This is a genomic window from Aquimarina sp., from assembly GCF_977115655.1.
The window spans coordinates 38,878-58,421 of sequence record NZ_CDSBKO010000017.1 but is presented as its reverse complement, the minus strand read 5'-3'; the positions used below and the strand labels follow the sequence as shown (position 1 = coordinate 58,421).

13 protein-coding genes are annotated in these 19,544 nt (G+C 33.7%); 1 reads left to right on the top strand and 12 read right to left on the bottom strand.

Annotated elements, in window-relative coordinates:
* Positions 1-523: 523 nt before the first annotated feature.
* The 11 genes from ACZIYX_RS09385 to ACZIYX_RS09335 form a co-directional block, all read right to left on the bottom strand.
* Positions 524-4,567, bottom strand: coding sequence for a DUF6923 family protein (locus ACZIYX_RS09385; RefSeq protein ID WP_462681966.1), 4,044 nt, complete (start codon positions 4,565-4,567; stop codon positions 524-526).
* 354 nt (positions 4,568-4,921) lie between these two features.
* The gene (locus ACZIYX_RS09380) at positions 4,922-5,641 is read right to left on the bottom strand and encodes a LytR/AlgR family response regulator transcription factor (protein ID WP_462681965.1); all 720 of its coding nucleotides are present in this window, start codon (positions 5,639-5,641) and stop codon (positions 4,922-4,924) included.
* 12 nt (positions 5,642-5,653) lie between these two features.
* A complete protein-coding gene (locus ACZIYX_RS09375) occupies positions 5,654-5,974 on the bottom strand; it encodes an Hpt domain-containing protein (protein ID WP_462681964.1) in 321 nt (106 codons plus the stop codon).
* 4 nt (positions 5,975-5,978) lie between these two features.
* Positions 5,979-6,998 carry a sensor histidine kinase gene (locus ACZIYX_RS09370; protein WP_462681963.1) on the bottom strand — a complete coding sequence of 340 codons (1,020 nt, stop codon included), beginning with the start codon at positions 6,996-6,998 and terminating at the stop codon, positions 5,979-5,981.
* Between the two features lie 37 nt (positions 6,999-7,035).
* Positions 7,036-8,169 (bottom strand): FIST signal transduction protein, encoded by a 1,134-nt coding sequence (locus tag ACZIYX_RS09365; RefSeq protein WP_462681962.1) that lies wholly within the window; start codon positions 8,167-8,169, stop codon positions 7,036-7,038.
* A 1-nt stretch (position 8,170) separates the two neighbouring features.
* The gene (locus ACZIYX_RS09360; RefSeq protein ID WP_462681961.1) at positions 8,171-9,769 is read right to left on the bottom strand and encodes a sensor histidine kinase; all 1,599 of its coding nucleotides are present in this window, start codon (positions 9,767-9,769) and stop codon (positions 8,171-8,173) included.
* Positions 9,762-10,307 (bottom strand): heme NO-binding domain-containing protein, encoded by a 546-nt coding sequence (locus ACZIYX_RS09355; RefSeq protein ID WP_462681960.1) that lies wholly within the window; start codon positions 10,305-10,307, stop codon positions 9,762-9,764. Before ACZIYX_RS09355 ends, ACZIYX_RS09360 begins: the two co-directional genes overlap by 8 nt.
* A gap of 106 nt (positions 10,308-10,413) precedes the next feature.
* The gene (locus ACZIYX_RS09350) at positions 10,414-10,821 is read right to left on the bottom strand and encodes a response regulator (RefSeq protein WP_462681959.1); all 408 of its coding nucleotides are present in this window, start codon (positions 10,819-10,821) and stop codon (positions 10,414-10,416) included.
* A gap of 198 nt (positions 10,822-11,019) precedes the next feature.
* Positions 11,020-11,769 (bottom strand): LytR/AlgR family response regulator transcription factor, encoded by a 750-nt coding sequence (locus ACZIYX_RS09345; RefSeq protein WP_462681958.1) that lies wholly within the window; start codon positions 11,767-11,769, stop codon positions 11,020-11,022.
* A 7-nt stretch (positions 11,770-11,776) separates the two neighbouring features.
* On the bottom strand, positions 11,777-14,842 hold the full coding sequence (locus ACZIYX_RS09340; protein ID WP_462681957.1) for a sensor histidine kinase: 3,066 nt from the start codon (positions 14,840-14,842) through the stop codon (positions 11,777-11,779).
* Positions 14,843-15,178: 336 nt separating this feature from the next.
* A complete protein-coding gene (locus ACZIYX_RS09335; RefSeq protein ID WP_462681956.1) occupies positions 15,179-15,751 on the bottom strand; it encodes a hypothetical protein in 573 nt (190 codons plus the stop codon).
* 343 nt (positions 15,752-16,094) lie between these two features.
* Between ACZIYX_RS09335 and ACZIYX_RS09330 the strand changes: the two genes are divergently transcribed.
* Entirely contained in the window at positions 16,095-17,447 is a 1,353-nt protein-coding gene (locus tag ACZIYX_RS09330; RefSeq protein ID WP_462681955.1) for an alanine/glycine:cation symporter family protein, read from the top strand.
* A gap of 6 nt (positions 17,448-17,453) precedes the next feature.
* Here the strand turns inward: ACZIYX_RS09330 and ACZIYX_RS09325 are convergent, their stop codons facing one another.
* Entirely contained in the window at positions 17,454-19,460 is a 2,007-nt protein-coding gene (locus ACZIYX_RS09325) for an OmpA family protein (RefSeq protein ID WP_462681954.1), read from the bottom strand.
* Positions 19,461-19,544 lie beyond the last annotated feature (84 nt).

The following is a 19,544-nucleotide window of genomic DNA, read 5'->3' as shown; positions in this document are numbered from 1 at the left end:
TTGACTTAGGAGTTATTGATTTGTTTTTTTTTAAAATTGGATACGCTTAAAAAAATAACAACTCTAACCACACTATCAAAACCAAGAAAAGCCTTTTATTTTTATTAAGCCCTAAGTTTATTCAGGGGTTTGGGTTTCAGGAATCTTAGCCACAATCCCGGGGTCAATTCAATTTTACTCAGCATAATAAACAAATCCCGAAGCGCTCGAAGGGTGAGTTTCGAGAACCTCAGCTCTCTGGTTCTATAACCCTGAGGCTCCTGAAAGGATGAGGTTCTAGAAGGGTGAGCTTTGAGAGTTTCGACCTAGTGTAGTAAGTCGTTTAGTTAAGTTTTGAGTTGTCAATAAGAGGCTGTCGAAAACATTAGAAATCGTAAATTAAAAGCACTTCGGCTTAGTATGACAAAGAATTTAATAAAATAAAGACACTTAAGACACAAAGTGTGTAATTAAAATAGCGGGGATACACCTATTAAAGTATCCTCGCTATTACCCAAACCCTGAAGGTATTTATTTTTTGTGATTATTGTATTACAAAACGACCTTTGTATTTTTGCTTGTTGTTTTCTTTTAGGATATAAAAGTATATACCCGGAGTTAGGTTTTTGGTTTCAAAGGTTAGGGTGTTTTTATCTAAAATCCTGTTTTGTTGTCTAACTGTTCTTCCTACCCGATCTACTACTATTATTTCTAAAACTTCGTGCTTGCCAGGTACATAAATGGTGGTCGAAGCGCTAAAAGGATTAGGGTAGTTTCTAAGTTTTGTATTGGGGATTTCTTCATTTTCTGCGATAGCAATTTCTTCTTCTGTAACTTCTGTATTTCCTTCTGTTTCGGTATTTGTTTCTGTTTCTGTTTCAGAATCCGTTTCAGAATCAGAGTCATTATCGGTTGTTTGCTCTCTGGTAAATACAAGGTCAGATACCTCTAGGTAAAAGGGTGCAAAATTTTGGTAGTCTCCTTGTACAGAAAACACAATGCTTCTTATTTTTCCCAGGTTTTTTTTTGTATCCTCGTTATTTGTAAAGTCAGAAAATACAATTGTATATGTTTTTTTATCTTCGTTTTTTTCTATTTTGTATCTAAGTCTGTTGTTCCAATCGGTAAGGTCTTCGGTAACCAAAATTACTTCGATATCTCTATCTGCTTGCATGGTAAACTGTACGGCGTCGTACTTAGATACATCCAAAGTAAGCTCTCCTGCAAGGATATTTCTAAACAAATTTATAGTTTCTTTTACGTTACCTTGTACTACAGCATTACGCTCTATAGTATAGGTGTTTTCTATCGCTTCTTTATCTTGCGCGGTTACTGCAAAGGTATCTATTTGCACTCCTTGCTCCAGATAGTCTATACCCCAAGGGCCATCTGCCAGATATAATGCATCTAATTGCGGGGAGTTTGCTGCGGTAATAGAAAACCCGATATCAAAAAGGTATCCTGTGTTTATAGTTATTTGCTCGTTATAGGCTCCCGATAGGGATACGGTTTGTATCTTATTTTCTTCAGGAGACAATTCTGTTTTTCTGATATTACCATTAAACGTGATGTGGTTTGCTCCAAATTTATTTATAAGATTTAGGGTAAGTTTTCCGTTGGCATAGCTTCCTTTTTCTACAAAAACAGAAGGTACTCTTTGGTTTACTTTATGGCTTCTTAAGGGTTTGTTGGCGATAAAAGAATCTAGTATATGATTGGCAATATTTGCTACCTGCGATACAGATCCACCCCATACCTGAAAGTTGGTATAATCTCCTTCGGGGTATTGCCCAATGTTCCACAAACTATAGATTTCATTTTCTGCTTCTCCTTTTTTGATTGAAAATGTTAGTGCATACTCTATCTCTCCTGTAGCTCTTTCTATTCTGGTACTTACTATGGTATGGTTTTTAATATCTACGGTTCGCACATCTAATAATTTAGAGCCATTTAACCGATCGCATATTGTTTTGGAGTGGTCATACACAGATCCTTTTGTTTGGGTAGCGAGCGCTGCTGCTACTCTTTGGCTTGCTTTATAGTAGTCTACAGAAAATACTGCTTTTGCATTGGTTATACCCAGCAGGTCTTCCGGACTGGATACGTAGGTGGATTCTGTACCAAATACTCCTGTTTTAGGAAAATATATGCTTAAATCTTCGCCATTAGCAGATCTATACGATTTTAAATCAGGTGTAAATCTTTTTTGTGAACTTTTGGTATTATATACTGCATTTGTTTTTGTTCTGTAAAAGTTGCGTTTGGCAATTAAGCTGGCTAAATCTCCATTACTTTCTAAACCACCATTATTAGCCGAAGTAACATCGGTTGCACTATCTATATGTGCATAATTATCGGTTACCATTGCGGTATATGAGTTTGCTGTAATATAGAACAGGGCATCGTTAAAATCCTGATCACAAGATGGATAGTCTCTTCGGATGTCTTCAAATCCTAGTATGATTCTTTCGTTATCGGGATCGGATAGTAATACATTATGGTATCGTAAGGAAGGGTCAGTCTCTGGATTATAATCGGGATTAGAATGTAATTGCCAGTATCCTGTTCCTACACAACTATCTGCCCATGCATTTGCCAGTAATACCCATCCTATCCCTGTATTAGGAGGAAACGTACCTATTTTTACTTTATCTCCTACTTGTAATCCACCACCACTACCAACGGCAGATACATTAGGGAAAATAATGGTAATATCCTCTGGTGTGGGCATGGATGGGGATGGGTTATTTATATCGTAGGTATAAAACCCTAAAGTATTTTTGTATCCTGCACCTTCTCCTACAAAGGTTACCCAAATATCGGTTTGTTCTTGTACTACCACATCGGTGTCATACCCAGAAGAGATATAGTGTGGATTAAAATCGGGAACGGGGTATCCTTCTGGCAAAGCATTGTGTATACTGTCTAAGGTTGCTTGGGTAATGATATCTTTTTCATCAAAATATAATGGTGTCCCATCCTGGGTGAATTCTCCAAGATAGTTATATCGGTCACAAATCACTGGTAAAGGAAAACTGTCTGGTGTTTGTCCGCCGTTTTCTGGATCAAAACTACTTTTTCTTAAATCAAAATTATCATCTAGTCCATCGGCATCGTTATCGATACCAGATGCAGTAGTTTCTGCTACCCCGTCACCATCGCTATCATAAGCTTCTGTAGTATCTAATATGCCGTCATTATCAGAATCTACGTCTAAGTGGTCATAAAGACCATCGGTATCGGTATCTACCTTGCCGTTTGTGGTTCCTCCAAAATCGGGATCAAAAGCATCATCCAAGCCATCGGTATCCTGATCTGTATTAGATAATTTTTGATAAGAGTTACTATATTGGCCTTCAATAATATCAACGATTCCATCATTGTCTGAGTCTGTATCATAGCAGTCATATATAGAATCGTTATCGGTGTCGTTTGGCACAAAAGTGCTACCGGTTTGGTCGGCATCAAAAGTATCTGCAATACCATCATTATCGGTGTCTGCGTAATTAGCGTCCAGGGCATTAAATACCCCATCGTTATTGGTGTCTACAGCTCCTTGTCCTGCTTCTGTAATATCATAAATCCCATCGTTATCTGCATCGATATCTAAAAAATCGGGGTTACCATCTTTATCTCTGTCATACGCATCTTGTACTACATTATCACCATTACCACTGGTATCATTATCTAGGTAGTTGTATAAACCATCGCCATCGTCATCGCCATAGGGGTCATTACCGTTGCACTCTACGGTATTTGGGATTCCGTCCCCATCTGCATCTGCATCCATAGAGTCTAAAATCCCATCCTGATCTTTATCTAAAGGCGAAACACCATTGGCACATTTAAAACCATCATTAGAGTTTGTGGTTTCGGTAAGATTAAGCAGAGTAGCGGTTGGTGTTGCGCTTTGGTAGTCGTTTATTAAGTATAGCCCTCCGTTATTATCGGATAAATACAAACGATTATTTGCATCTGTATAAGCAGCTCCAAAAGTACCGCTAGGCAAATTAGTTACTGTTTTACTAGAAAAAACGGGTGTGCCTGAGGATAGATCCCATTTGTATAAATTTCCTCGGCTCCCCCCATAAAAAGAACCATTAATATACGCTATATCAGCACAAGTACTAGGGGATGCCTGATCTGCAAAGACTACTTCAAAAACTGGTGAAGAGGAACCATCATAATCTTTTAAATTGGTTATTTTATGAAAAGCGTTTTTGGTATTATTCTGAAAAACCCACAGGTTACCATCTGCATCTACATCTGCAGCATAACCTCCTCCAAATGCGGTAGTACCACTTGGGGCTACTGCACCAAGGTCTACTACCATATCTTTGGCGATTCTTAATAGATGTTTGTCGCTGTTTTTTATAGCATACAAATAATTGTCTTCAACATTATATCCACCAGCATTATAAGCAGCGTAGGTATGTAAGTCTTCAGAATAGGATCCTGTTATAGGGTCGTATGCCTTCATTACCCCGGATATAACTTGATAAAAGGTACCATTATCACAATCAAAAGCCTGCTGGGCATTTGTATATATCGTAGTTAGCACAACCAAAAGGGTAATTAATCTTTTCATAGTAGTAGCTTTTTTAGTTTTTTTTCAGATACTTAAAGGTACTCTAGATTATTATTTTTTTGTAAGATATTAGATAGAAGGAAGTTAGTTGTAGACGAATGGTTTTTGTCGCTCTTTTGACAAGTTAAAGATGACAAAGTTTTTGATTAAAAATTTACTTGTCGTTGATAGTTCTACCGAGTTTTGTTGAAGGACTATTTTTTATAGAAGATCAGACAGATATAAATTTTCTTAGATCGAATTGAGATCTAAAGACTATAAGATTTGTATGGTTTTGTAAATAAAGAGATTAAAGTTTACTTTATTGAAGAGTTTGAAATCTTTTTGTTAATTTAAAAATGTCATTTTTAATGGTTATAACATATTTAATCGTTTCATTAATTCTGGTCTTTTAGAGCGGCTAACAGGTATTACATCTTTGGCAATTAATACACTGTTGTCTTCAATATCAATGATTTTTTTGATATTTATAATATACGAGCGATGTACTTTTAGAAAAAGATCTTCGGGTAGTTTTTCTTCAATCTTTTTTAGGGTAGAGTGCACAGTATAGTTTTGTTGTTCGGTTTTGATAAAAATGTAGTCTCCTCTTGCTTCGATTATATTAATGGTAGGGATATTAATTTTAATCAACCTTCTGTCTATATTAATATATAGCTCCTTTTCTTCGGTGGGTATATTTAAGGGAGATTCTGTATAGGTTTCTTTCTTTGCAGAAACTATAGGTGTATTATTTGCTTTTTGAATAGCTTTAAGAAATCTGGGTATGGTTATGGGTTTTATTATATAATCAATAATGCAATCATATTCAAAAGCCTCTAGGGCAAAGTTTTTGTCTGAGGTGGTTAATATTACCTTAGGAGGGTTTTTTAAGCTGTCTATAAAATCAAAACCTGTAAAATCTGGCATGTGGATATCTAAAAAAATAAGATCCACCTGCTCTTTGTTTAAAAATTTAATTGCTTGAATTGCATTTGGAAAATCCTGAATAACATTAAGGGACTCTACTTGCAAACAAAGTTGTTGCAGGATAATTCTTGCGGTTTCTTCATCATCTATAATAATACAATTCATAGTAGGTTGGCTTTAAATGGTTTTAAGAAAGTGTTCTGTAGATTCTAAAATTAATATAAATTTGGGATATAAAGATGGATTATTGTCTTTTAGTTCTTCTTCAAAATCCATAGCAATTTGATATCCTGTTTCAAAACCAAGCAGTCCAATTTTGTATTTTATTTTATGAACGTTTTCTGCGGTTTTACTATATGCCATTATATTATAGTTATCAAGGAACTCGTTTTTTTCTTTCAAAAATTCCCGTTTTATAATGGCAATCAACTTTTGTTCAAATGCTATAGAGCCGTCTGCTAATTCTTTAATATATGTTAGATTTGGGGATTCACTCATATTTTTATTTTTTTAAGGTGAAGTAAAAAACACTTCCGATTCCTTGTTGAGACTCCATCCATATTTTGCCGTTGTAAAACTCGACTACTTTTTTTACAATAGATAAACCAATACCAGTAGATTTTTTTTGGTCATCTAATGTTTGAAATATCTGAAATATTTTGTCATGATATTTTTTTGCAATCCCAACTCCGTTATCTTTGATCCTAAATTCCCAAAAGTTTAATTTTTCTTCGTATTCAATACCTATTTCTCCTTTATCTTTGTTCATAGCTTGTATCGCGTTGTTGATAAGGTTTTGAAATATTTTTTGTATTTTTACAGGGTCGGATTTTATGATTGGAAGAGTGTAAGGAATAGTAATTGTAATGTTTTCGGGCAGTTGTAATGAAGACAGGATTTCTGTTGTCAAAATATTTATATCTACGTTTGTTTCTGGTGTTCTGGATACATTATCAATCACAGAATATTCTAAAACCCCATTGATAAGATCATCCATTCGTTGGATATTTTGTTGAATTAGTTCAAGATTGTTTTTAACAGGGGTTTCTATTTCACCTTTGGTATCTTCTTTAATCCAGTGGATAAGGGTATCTATATTACGTAGTGGGGATTTTAAATCATGAGAAACTATATTTGCATATTCGTTAAGTTCTTTGTTTCTTTTTTCTAAGTTTTTAAGTAATATATTTTGTTGTTTTTCAATTTCAGAAATCTGCAAAGCTTGTTGTTCAATAAGTTTTGCCAACTCAATTCCTGTAAGTTCTTTATTTTGGTTACTTCCTTTTGGTCTTTTAATAGTTATGGATTGTAAAATTTGAGTAGCGTCGGTAAGGCTGGCAATCACTTTTTTTTGATGCTCGGCTTCTTTTTTTAGTTTTTGACTTGCTTCAAATAACTCTTGGGAGCTAATAGACATTGCTCTTTGCAGCATATTAAATTGATCTTCATAATTATAATAGGATCTGTCGATAGCATGGATAAAGCTTTCAATACTTTTTGGGGGTATCGAGCTTTTTTTCAAAAACTTTCTTATTTGTCTTTCGAGTAAAGAATGCATGCTATTCACTAAATAAGGTTAATGTCATGGTTTGATTATGTAATTCGCAATTTATGTTTCCTGTAAAAGGGGCAAGTTCTCCATACGAATAAAAACCACCTATTACAGCTTGTGAGCCTATTGTTTCTATTACCTCTTCTATTTCTTCTTCTACACGCTGATCCATCACTAACTTTCTGCCAATACAACTTACTAGCAGAGCAAATTCTGGTTTGTTTTTTCTGTTTTTCATTCCTATTTGTGCAGCTTGTATGGCCCCGTCTACAATATGATCTATATTTGCCATCATTAATTGTACAACAGATCCTTCGGGGACATCCCCGGCAAGTGTCATTGTATTAGTTTGTTCATCTATGGCTAAAATTGTTCTAACAATAGATTCTTTTTTGTTTTTTGTTTTTACGCTAAGAGGATACAATAAAGCAGATTTTGGAAGCTCTGCTACTTTGCCTCCCAAGTATTTTTTATATAAGTCCAAAGCAGGTTGATTATCTAGTTCGTACAAAATATTTTGATGCGATTTTGTAATAATACGTTCCGGACCAAAAGGGGTCCAGCCACCATATTGTGCAAAACTAATTTCCAGAGATTCTCCATAAAAAGCAATTAATAGGACTTCGCCTTCTTTTGGGTTTTCATTATAACTTGATATAGTCTTTTCAAACCTGGAATCATCGCCGCACAGACCACCTGTTATAGCTACATTGTTAACCCCGGTTTCTAAGCCTTCGATTAGAGCAGAACCGTTTATAAAACTCCCTTCAGATATAATAACAATATGTTTTAGCCCTTCTTTTGGGATTTTTTGGATAAGTTTGTTTCCCAACAATACAGCATCTTTATTATGCTCTAAGCTGTTTTCTCGAAATATGACATAATTACTTTTTTCGAACTCTATTGCAGTAATGGTTATAGAATCCTCTAAAACCTGATTGCCAATTATCTCTCCGGCGGTAGAGCCAAAAACAATTTCGCCATCAGGAAAAAGTTTTTTAACCTCGATATAAATTTCCGGAGCCTCCAGCGCATATCGATTTCCGAAAACTAAAACCAAAGGTTTTTGTAGTTTTAAATCTGCACCAGTTAGGCAAGACCATTCCTGGTTTTTTTTCTTTTCAAATTGTTGAAACCTCATATCATTGTTTTTTTAGTGTGAAGTAAAATGTGGTGCCAATACCCGGAGTGCTTTCTAACCATATATCTCCTTCATATATGGCTATGATTTTTTTTACTATTGCAAGCCCTATACCCGATGAGTTTTTATTATCCCCCACAGATTCGAACATTTTAAATATTTTGTCGTGATATTCTTTTTTTATTCCTACACCATTATCTTTTATGCTAAACTGGTAGTGGCTCTTTTTATCCTCATAATCAATTTCTACGGTTCCATTTTGTTTATCCATATAGATTACTGCGTTTCCTATAAGGTTTTGAAAAAGTTGTTGTATCCTGGTTGAATCCCCGTTAATAACGGGAAGTTTATTTTTTATGCTAACTATGGTGTTTTGTGGTATAAGAATTACATTTTTAATTTCATCTATAAGTATATTAAGATCTATTTTATTGCTTTGTAACTCGTCTTTATTACTTACACTAGAATAACTAAGGATATCATTTATTAATGTTTCCATCTTTTCTAGTGTTTTTTCGATCATAGCAAGATGAGTTAGCCCAATTTTATCAAAAGCAGAACTGTAATCCTCTTTGATCCAATTTACAAGGGCATAGATGTTTCTTAATGGGGATTTTAGATCGTGCGAAACGATATGTGCATAATCTTTAAGGTCCTGATTAGTTCTTTCCAGATTTTCCAGAAGCTGCTCCTTTTGTTTTTCAGACTTTAACTGCTCTGTAATGTCTTCGATTAAAGCAACTTGATATTTGATGCTTCCATCTGGGTTACGTACTGCGGCAACATTGGTTTTTGCCCAAAAAAAAGTACCGTCCTTTTTTTTATATCTTTTGTTTACAGAAAAAGTGTCAATTTCTCCTGCAATCATTTTTTTTGTATAATTAGAAGAGATGATGTATTCATCTTTTATAGAGAGATCTATAACTTCTTTTTTTAATAATTCTTCTTCTGTATGTCCCAATAAGTTTTGAAACGCTTTATTGGTTTGTAATATTTTCCCGAATTGGGTAAGTGCAATTCCTAATGAAGAGTTATCAACAATTGCAGAAAGTTGTTTTTTTTGTTCTTCAAAAATTCGTTTTTGCTCCAACTCATTGGTTATATCTGTTACAATACCTTGTGCTCCAATAGGAATACCATTTTTATCTTTAATAATACTAGCGTTTATATGTACATTTCTAACACCATTATTTTTTGTATACACTCTGGCTTGGTAATCTATAAATGAACCTTTATCAATTAGTTGCTGAAAGGATTGTATTGCATATTGATAGTCTTCTTTATAGATAAGTTTTACAACGTTTAGTTCTTCTTTGGTGATATCATACCCAAATAATTTGTTTGCAGCATGGTTCATTTCCAAAACATTTCCGGATATATCTATAAGTACATAGGCATCGACCAAATTATCAAAAACCCCTTGTAAAGTAGATTCTTTTTTACCTATCAGATCTTCAAGTTTTTGATTGGCTTGTTGTAGTTCTAGGGTAAGCAGATAGAGTTCTCTGGATTTGTCTTCCAGGATTTTTTCGGCATGTTTTCTTGCCGTTTTTTCTCTTAATAGTGCTCTTTTAAATATTTCGGGGTCTACATTACTCATTTGTTATTATAATACTAAATTTTACTTCTGTTCCATCAGGTTTTAATTTTTTTAGAGTAATATCTGCGGTAGTATTAAAATGCTCAAAAGTTTTGTGCATTAATCCAAGCCCAAAGCTATACATAGCTCTACTGGATTTATAGATCATAACCAGCTTAGAATCTGTTTTTTCCAGAATTTCAAAAGTAGGAAGCTCTGCGTCTGGGTATATTTTTCGAACCTCGACATGAATATGGTTTTCTACAGAGGATAACATTTCGAGTGGATCGCTATATTGGCTTACCAAATCGGGGTAACTATTGACCAATACATTAAAAAAATGCTCAGAATAGGCAAGGAGCAGGTCATCGATACTTAATTGTGTGTGTTCACTAAGGTGTTTTAGAAGTCTCAACATTTCAGAAAAATCATACGTTCCTATTGCAGTATATGCTCCTTGTGATGGTAGATTAGATTGTTGAATAATTTTGTCTACTACTTCTAACCCAAATTTGTCTTCAACTAGTTCTAAAAATTCTGTAAATACAATACCTTTCATATAATAAGTTGGTTATAGGTTTATTTGTTAGCGTTTTTTTTATGGTTGGTTAAAAATTATCCATTCAACAATGATTTAGGTATTATCTGCTTTAAGGTTATGTTTTTTATACTTTAAAAATTTCATTAATACTCCAATACTCGATCAAACACTTTATTTTGTATACATAATCCTCATATTTTAAAGGTTTTACTATATATCCTGCAGCTCCTGTTTTATATGCTTCCTTAAGGTCTTGAAGGTTATTAGAGGTGCTTAATATTATTACAGGGATATACCGTAAATCTGCATTGGACTTTAGCTCTCTTAAAAATTCCAGGCCATTCATTTTTGGCATATTAAGATCCAGAAAAATTAAATCTGGCAGCTGTTCTTTTTGGGCTAATTTGTCTAAAGCTTCTTCGCCATTTCTGGCTTCTATAATGTTGTGGGGGTAATTATTTTTTTGCAGAACTCTTGCAAATTTCAGTCGTTCTATTTCATCATCATCGATTAATAAAAAATTTAAGCTCATTATTTCAGATAATTAAATTAAGTTAAAAATTGTTCTTTAACAATAATAAAGATGATCTTTTTATAAATGAGTTTATTATTTCTTTCGTCGAAACTTATTTTAGTGTAGATGAATGGTAATTTTATATAGACGATCAGAAAAACATTTTTTCTGTTCTTTGGACTTATAACCAGAAGGATATTGTAATACGACTATTTTTTATCGGTGCAGTCGATCCAGGATTTCCATTACTTCAATTTTTTTTCTGACAGATACAGGTATGTTTTCTCCATTTTTTAACATAAGATACCCGCCATCGGTTTTTATAAAAGCACTAATGCATTGTAGGTTAACTAAGTGACTTTGGTGTACTCGCAAAAATTGATAGCTTTTAAGCATATCTGCAAAGTATTTTAGTGTCTTGGTAACAAATATTTTTTGCTCGTCTTTTAAGTAAAAAATAGTGTTATTGCTATCAGACTCACATCTAATGATATCATCAAGGTTAACGATAATGATTTTATCCAGAGTATGCAGAGATATTTTATCTGGTTTTTGCCCCGGGGCAGATAAGGTGTCTTTAAGGATGTTTAAACGTTCTTTGTTGGGTTGGATTTGTTGCTTTGCTCTGCCAATGGCTTGTGCCAGTTCTTCATTAGAGTATGGTTTTAGAACATAATCTATGGCTGCAAATTTAAAAGCTCGAATGGCAAATTCATCACTTGCTGTAACAAAAATAATTTTGGATTTTAAATCCGGAAATATTTCCAAAATGTCAAATCCTGTGCCATCTCCCAACATAATATCCAAAAACAGAATATCTGGCTGGGTAGCACGCAAAGCTTTTGCGGCTTCGACTACACTTTGTGCAGTGTTTACTATCTTTATTTCTGGATGATTGTTTTTTAAATCACTTTTTAAGAGTTGCAATGCATCTGGCATATCCTCTACAATAATAGCTGTAAGCATAATAGTTTTAATAGTCGGTTAGTAATGGTATTTTAAATGAAATTTGGGTTCCGGTAACAGAGTTGCCATTCTGTATTTCTTTTATAATCAAAGAGTCTTTTCCCGAAATAGATTCGAGCCGCTCTCTGGTTACTGTAAGTGCCATGGATTGATGATCTGTTTTTGCTTTGTTTTTTTGAGATTGAAAAATCCCTTGACCGTTATCCAGTATGGTACAATGCAAAAACTCTTCTGTAGTATGAAACTGTATTTTTAGCTCTCCATCCCGGGTTCCTTTAAGAATACCATGTCTTACTGCATTTTCAACAAATGGCTGTATTAGCATTGGCGGGATAAGAATTTCTTCAGGGTCATAATCAGATTCAATAGATATATCATATATAAATGGCTTACTGGCCATTAATTGTTCTATCTCTATATAGTGTTTTAAAGTTTGCATTTCCTGGCCCAAAGTAATATAATCTTTTCTGGAGTTGTATAGGGTTTCTCTTAATAAGGTAGCAAAAGTATTGATTGTGGTATTCATACGAATAGGATTACTGGTTCCCATTGCTTTTATACCATTAAGAGCGTTAAAAATAAAATGAGGGTTCATTTGTAAACGTAGTGCTTTTTGTTCTAAAGAGAGTAAGTGGTTTTGCATTTGCAGGCGCTCTTGTTCTACTTTGTTTTTTTGTTTTACCCTGCGTATATATGAAAAACCGTACCCACCTGTTATTAAAATAATAAGACCTATTACAGTTAATTGAAACCAAAGTTTTTCATAAACAGGGCTGTCAATAAAAAACCGAAAAGTGATTATATCGCTTTCTTCCCATCGATAGTTACGGGATTGTGCAGAAAAATAATGAGCTCCATAAGCTAGTCCGGCAAGATTTTGTTTGTTGTCTGGTGACCATGGGCTCCACGCAGAACTATTTAATCTCCATCGGTATTGTACATCATTTGGGTGATCCAAATCTACCGTTTTATAACTAAAGGATAATTCGGTTTGCTTTGGGGTAAGTTTTAAAACTTTTTTATTATTTACCCAAGTGCTAAGTTGAATAGAATCAACGCTGCTATATGCTACTTCTACATCTTCAAAATATAATTCGGGTTTTACGGTAGTTTTGGTTATTCCTGTTGGTTGATATTTGGTTAAACCATATATGGCACCAAACCAGAGGTTACCTTCTTTGTCTTTATCGATGGCATTAAGACTGGTTTCCATTCCTAAAAAACCATCATTCCTTCCAAAATGAAAAATATCAACAATGACATTGGATTGGTTTAACTCAATTTTGTCGACTCCTCTTTCGCTTCCTGCCCATAAATTATTGTTACTATCAAAAATCATTTGATAAATATTATCAGAATATGGTCTTTTTCTGCCTTTTAATTTCTTAAACTTAATATCTCCATTTAAAGGAGACCACCAGATTCCTCGCCCTGCTGTACCTATATAGATAGTGTTTTTATGAAAGAGCAGAGTGCTTATTGCGGTTTTTTGATTTAAAACATTGCCCAGATGAGTAACTTTATTGTCTTTGATATATCCCAGATGGCCATTTTGAGTGGCGTACCAAATAGTACCATCATAATCTTGTTTCATATCTCTGATCTGTAAGTCTTCTATACCATCTTTTCTTGTAAATTTTTTTAAGGATATAAGAGTTTGTTTTTTGGGATTGTATTTGAATCTGGATATGCCACTAGAGTAGGATGCAACCCATATAGTGTTATTTACCACCTGTATGGTTCTTATCCAATCAGACGGTAACCCTTTATCGGTATCGATTATATGGTTTTTGTAAGTTGTTTTTGTAATAGTATCGGTCATTACAACCGGATCTTCATTTAACCTGTTACTATCTGTAATGGTATCGGTAATTATACTGTCTGTTACTTGTTTAATTTGCTTAAAAAGGATTCCTTTGCCATCGGTTCCTGCCCAAATGTTTCCAAAAGTATCGCTGGTGATAGTTTTGATTTTCACCTCAGATATACGCTCATCCTGAGGTATATGATGAATAATCCCCAGCGAATCGATTTTTATTAAACCTATCTCAGGATTAGATGCCCAGATATCATTTTTTATACTGTGTACTGCATACACATGATTACCTTTTAATCCATTATTTTGATCGTAATGCGTAAAATTATTCTGAAAATATTTGTAAAAACCTCCACCAGAGGTGGCAATCCAAATATTAGATTGGCGATCCATAATGGTTTTTCTAATATGAGAGACACCTAGGCCATTGTTTCGGTCAATCTTCTTTTTCTGCTCATATAACTCAGAGTCTATAATTGTAATACCATCATTATCTGTTGCAAACCATAATTCGTTATTGTTGTGTTTGGATATATTGGTAACTCTTGTAACTTTTTTTATCCAACGATTACCGTATGTTTTTGCATTGGTATTTAAAACTAAAATACCGTGATCAAAAGAAGCTGCAAAAATTTTGTTGTTATAAAATATTGCAGCAGTAAAATCAAAAGGACTATGCCTTTCTATAATACTGGCATCTTTTTGAATGTTGTTTAGTTTCCAAAGACCTTTGTTTGTTACTATCCAAAATAGTTTATTGTCAAAAGTAATATCATTGATAACACTGGTATTGATTTTGGGGTTAAGATTGATTTTTATTAACCCCCTGTTTTTTCGATATTCATAAACCCCTATATTGGTAGCCAGATAGATTTTGTTTTTAATTTGACATATTTTATTGATTCTGGGACCGTTGATATTGGTAAATTTATTTTTGGTCTTTATACTAAGCCCGCTTTTGGTACCTATAAAAAGACTATCACTTACAAACGCAAGAGAGTGAATGTAATTGGATTGAAGTCCATCATTTTCATTCCATATTTTAAATTCTTCTCCATTAAATCTGCATAGCCCTCCTCCCTGAGTCCCCAACCATAAATACCCTGTTTCATCTTGTATAATATCATATACTTGTGATTGTGGTAATCCATCTTCTAAAGTGTATGCTCTAAGCTGATTGTTTTGAGCTAATAAAGGACTGATAAAACCTGATATCAAGAAAAAAAACTGAAGAATAATATTGCGTGTCGTGTTCACAGAAAGAATTATCGAGTTAGTAGCAAATATAATCAAACCTGTTTTTGTTTGATATGTAATACCACTTTAACTTTGAAATAACACTAATAAATTCAATTTCTATACACATGATTTCGAAGTTAAACAGGTATTGGCTTTAAACCCTCAACAACGGTTTGATTCCCCAAGGTTTGCTTCAAAAACAAGATATATTTATGAGAAGCGTGTGCCTCATATACTTACCCCGAGGTTGTTGATTGTAAAAAAACCGACACCGCTTTTTGAAGCGGGTCGGTATAATAAACAAAAGATTCCCCCTTTTTGCTTATTAAATTGAGTAAGTGTTAATAGTTATTTTTAATAAGATGTTATAGCGGTTGTATTTAATTCTTTAATAATTTTATCTTTCCAAAGGAAGCTTTGTTTTAAGCTTACATATTTAATATCTGTAGTTTCTCCTTTGTAAAATGTTTGTGTTTCCAGTATATTACCCTTTATGCCATACTCTTGATTTGGAAAAATGTATTGGTAGTCTGTATCTGAGTTTTCGCAGTATACGTTTTTAAGTTGAGGTAATGCAACAACCGAAAGATCATCTTTTATCATGTAGTAAAATGCTTCTACATGAGCACAACAGGCAAGATATTCAATTTCCATTTTAATAACCTTAGAGACCCCCTCTAATCCGGGGTTCTCTAAGGCAGATATAAATATATCCTCAAAAAGTTCTGTGTCTTCAATGGTAAGAGTAGATATGGTATTAGTATCCTCTCCCGAACTGATCAGGTCAATAACGTATGAGGGGTGTTCTTTTTCCTGATCCATAATTTTTGTTTTTACCAAAAACTCCTGAGTTTTGGTAAAAACATTTTGCGCATTAATGCCTTGAAAACTTTGTAATAGAATAATGATTATGGCAACATTTTTCATAACAGACATTTTTGAGGTTGGCTATTTTGTGTAAAAGTAACTGCTTAATTTTTTTTAAAAGATATAATTCTAGAATTCGTAAGGCTTTAATTAGAATTCGTTTTTTGTCAAATTACTGTGGTATAATTAAGTCTTTTTTAAAACGTAAATTAAAAAATATCCATTCAAGATACATAGCGACTAATCATGGTTTTACTTATATTGTTAGAGCTATTGATTTTTTATTTACCTCACGATTGATGAAACCGGATTTATAAGAAATCCTTATTAATTGCCAAGATCTTCTTTTCTTAAGGTATATAAAGCTATAAATTATTAATTATTGTTACTACCTTTAAAGTCTATGTTCAAATCTTTCGAAAATTTTATTGCCAATTTTAGTTCCTGGGTTTGGGATTGGCCTTTGTTGATATTATTGATAGGGGGAGGCTTGTTTTTTTTGATCTATTCAAAATTTACTCCTTTTTTTTATTTTAAACATGCTATTAAAGTTCTTGGAGGCAAATACGATGATACCCATGCCCCCGGGCAGCTTAGCCATTTTCAGACATTATCCTCTGCTATTGCGGCAACAGTTGGTATGGGCAATATTAGTGGGGTAGCCATTACTATTGTTATGGGTGGTCCAGGGGCTGTTTTTTGGATGTGGATAAGTGCCTTAATTGGTATGGCAACTAAGTTTTATACCTGCTCACTTTCTGTAATGTACAGGACTGAGGATGAGCAGGGCAGGATACTTGGCGGCCCGATGTATGTAATAACAAAAGGTTTAGGGAAACGGTGGAAACCGTTGGCAATTTTATTTGCCCTGGCTGGATTGGTGGGAACGCTTCCTGCGTTTACTGCAAATCAATTAACACAAACATTGGTAGATGTTTTAGGATGGGAGGATGCGTATAAATGGCATATCGGGATTGCATTAGCAGGAATTACATCTCTGGTAATTTTGGGAGGGGTTAAAAGAATTGGTGCTGTAGCAAGCAGGATGGTTCCTTTTATGGTTGTTTTATATTTTATAACTGTTGTTACTATTTTGATATTGCAAATAGAAAAGGTGCCGGGGATGTTTGTTCTGATTTTTTCGGATGCTTTTTCCGGAAAAGCAGTTGCGGGTGGAATGTTGGGATACTTGATTAAGACGGGTGTAAAAAGAGCAGCTTTTTCTAATGAAGCAGGAATAGGAACTGCGCCAATGATGCATGGTACGGCAAAAACCAATGAGCCTATTAGAGAAGGGCTGGTGGCGATGATTGGTCCTGCAATAGATACATTGTTGGTGTGCACATTAACGGCTTTGGCAATTCTTTCTACAGGAGTTTGGCAAAGTACAGATGATAATGGGATTTCCCTGACTTTAATGGCATTTAACTCGGTTTTGCCTAATGGGTCAGGGGATATTGTCGTTATGGTTATGGTTATGGTATTTGGGCTTTCTACTTTGTTTTCGTATTCGCATTATGGTACAATATGTTTGGGCTTCTTAACCAAACCTAAATATGGAAAATACTATAATTTTGTATATATATTGTCAATTATAGTTGCAGCAGTGGTAAAGATAGAATTTACAATTGACCTTATTGACAGTGCTTTTGCAATAATGGCTATACCTACGGTAATTTCAGGATTGTTATTGGCTCCTAAAGTAAATGCCCGAGCAAAGATTTATTTTGAGAATCTAAAGAAACACAACTACTAATTTTTTTTATTTCCTCACAATAAACTCGCTTCTTCTGTTTTCTTGATGTTCTTCTTCGGTACAAGGCACATTATCTGCACATTTATTAAGCAATCTTCTTTCTCCATACGCTTTACCTCGTACGCGTTGCCAATTAATACCACCTTTTTCTGTTATGTATTTTACAGTAGCCCTCATTCTTTGCACACTTAATTTTTTGTTATACCAATAACTTGATCTGCTGTCTGTGTGAGAACGAACCTCTATTTTGAGATCAGGATATTTGTTCATTATAGAAATTATTTTTTGCAATTCCACTTCTGTTTCTGTAGTTACTATGCTATCATTTAAGCCAAAATAGATAGGTTCTAATTGTAAAGTTTTGGATAAATCATCGCCAACATTTATTTCTATAGTGGTAGGGAGTAAACTTTCTTTATTTATTAATGAAATATTTATTTCATTAATAAATTCAAAAGCATCCGTTGTTTCTGCCAAAATGTTTCTTGGAACAAAATCCTTATATTCAGCTTTTATGGTATAATTTTCATTACAAGGAACTTTGAGCCTGTAATTTCCATTTATATCAGAAATTATTTCTCTTATAACCCCTCCATTTTTATCCAATAGCATTATGTCGGCACTAGCCAGAGATTCTCCGGTCATATCATTTGTAATAGAGCCTTCTATATATTGCATACAAGAAGTTATTAATTCTCCGGTTTGTTTAAAACTATAGATATCATCGTTTCCTTCGCCTCCGTTTCTATTACTGGCAAAGTATCCTATTTTGGTTTTTTCGTTAAGAATAAATGTGAAATCGTCTTTAGGACTATTAATCGGTTTGCCAATATTATAAGAATCAGAAAAACCAAACTCATCAGGGACAGAAACAAAAACATCTAATCCCCCCAATCCCACATGCCCGTCACTAGAAAAATATAAGATACCACTATCACTAATGTATGGAAAAGTTTCTCTGCCCTCAGTATTGATTTTGCTTCCTAAATTTTTTGGCTTGCTATATTTGTCATTTTCCAATATATCTACTACATACAGATCAGACTGCCCAAAAGAGCCCGGCATATCGCTTGCAAAATATAGTTTTTTATTATCGGGGCCTAATGAAGGATGAGATACAGAATATTCATCACTACAAAAAGGAAGCTCTGTAATGTTTTCCCAATTACCATTGTTTAAAGTAGCTTTATATAATTTTAATAAAACCACCCCTTTTTTACTTTTACCTAATTTATTATTCAAATAATTATTTCTGGAAAAATATACAGTTTTACCATCTTTGCTAAAACTAGTTGAAGATTCGTGAAATTTTGTATTTATTTTGCCTTTTAATTTTACAGGCTCTTCTAATGTTATATTGTCTTCCTTGATATTTGAAGCAAAAAGATCTAAAAACGGCATTTCATCCCATTGGTGGAGTTTTATGGAGTTTTTTTCTTCTCTTGAAGAAGCAAAAACGATTTGATTAAGATGATTAAAACTCGGGGCATATTCAGAATTTTTAGAATTTATATTTAGTGAGTAGACCTCAAATTTATCAGACTGCATTTTAATAAAATCAAGGTAATCTCTTCTTTTTGCAAAGAAATTAGCCCGGTTGTCATTTTTTGTAATAGTATAAAATTGATTCATAATTGCATCTGCCTCTGGATAGTGTCCTACACTTTTTAAGCTTTGAGCATATCTAAAAAGATATTCAGGATGTATGATATCAGGATATGTTTGTATTAACTTTGCATACCACTCTACAGAATCTTCAAGGTTTCCTGTAAAATAAAATGAGTCTGCTAATTTTGAATATAGACTGGGAGAGGAATATCCTTTTTGGGCTACATCCAGATAAATAGCTCTGGCATCTACATAAGCATAAGACTTAAAGTTTCTATCTGCTCTTGACAATCTTTTTTCATGGGTTTGTGCATTTATACTAAATGATAATAGTAGCAAAACAACAAAACAGGTTACAATTTTTATAGAAACTATATATAAAGGAGCAGATGAATAATTTTTCAAAGGAAGTTTGGTTTTAAGAATGAAAAATGTTTTCACGGGGTTTTTGAAAACTTAGATATGTTAAATCTATGAAAAAAATCCTTG

Excerpts from the sequence above, each read along its gene's own strand:
- ACZIYX_RS09380 (WP_462681965.1), bottom strand. The coding sequence starts at position 5,641 with ATGAATTGTATTATTATAGATGATGAAGAAACCGCAAGAATTATCCTG.
- ACZIYX_RS09360 (WP_462681961.1), bottom strand. The coding sequence starts at position 9,769 with ATGAGTAATGTAGACCCCGAAATATTTAAAAGAGCACTATTAAGAGAA.
- ACZIYX_RS09330 (WP_462681955.1), top strand. The coding sequence starts at position 16,095 with ATGTTCAAATCTTTCGAAAATTTTATTGCCAATTTTAGTTCCTGGGTT.
- ACZIYX_RS09345 (WP_462681958.1), bottom strand. The coding sequence starts at position 11,769 with ATGCTTACAGCTATTATTGTAGAGGATATGCCAGATGCATTGCAACTC.
- ACZIYX_RS09375 (WP_462681964.1), bottom strand. The coding sequence starts at position 5,974 with ATGAGTGAATCCCCAAATCTAACATATATTAAAGAATTAGCAGACGGC.
- ACZIYX_RS09385 (WP_462681966.1), bottom strand. The coding sequence starts at position 4,567 with ATGAAAAGATTAATTACCCTTTTGGTTGTGCTAACTACGATATATACA.
- ACZIYX_RS09365 (WP_462681962.1), bottom strand. The coding sequence starts at position 8,169 with ATGAGGTTTCAACAATTTGAAAAGAAAAAAAACCAGGAATGGTCTTGC.
- ACZIYX_RS09335 (WP_462681956.1), bottom strand. The coding sequence starts at position 15,751 with ATGAAAAATGTTGCCATAATCATTATTCTATTACAAAGTTTTCAAGGC.
- ACZIYX_RS09355 (WP_462681960.1), bottom strand. The coding sequence starts at position 10,307 with ATGAAAGGTATTGTATTTACAGAATTTTTAGAACTAGTTGAAGACAAA.
- ACZIYX_RS09350 (WP_462681959.1), bottom strand. The coding sequence starts at position 10,821 with ATGAGCTTAAATTTTTTATTAATCGATGATGATGAAATAGAACGACTG.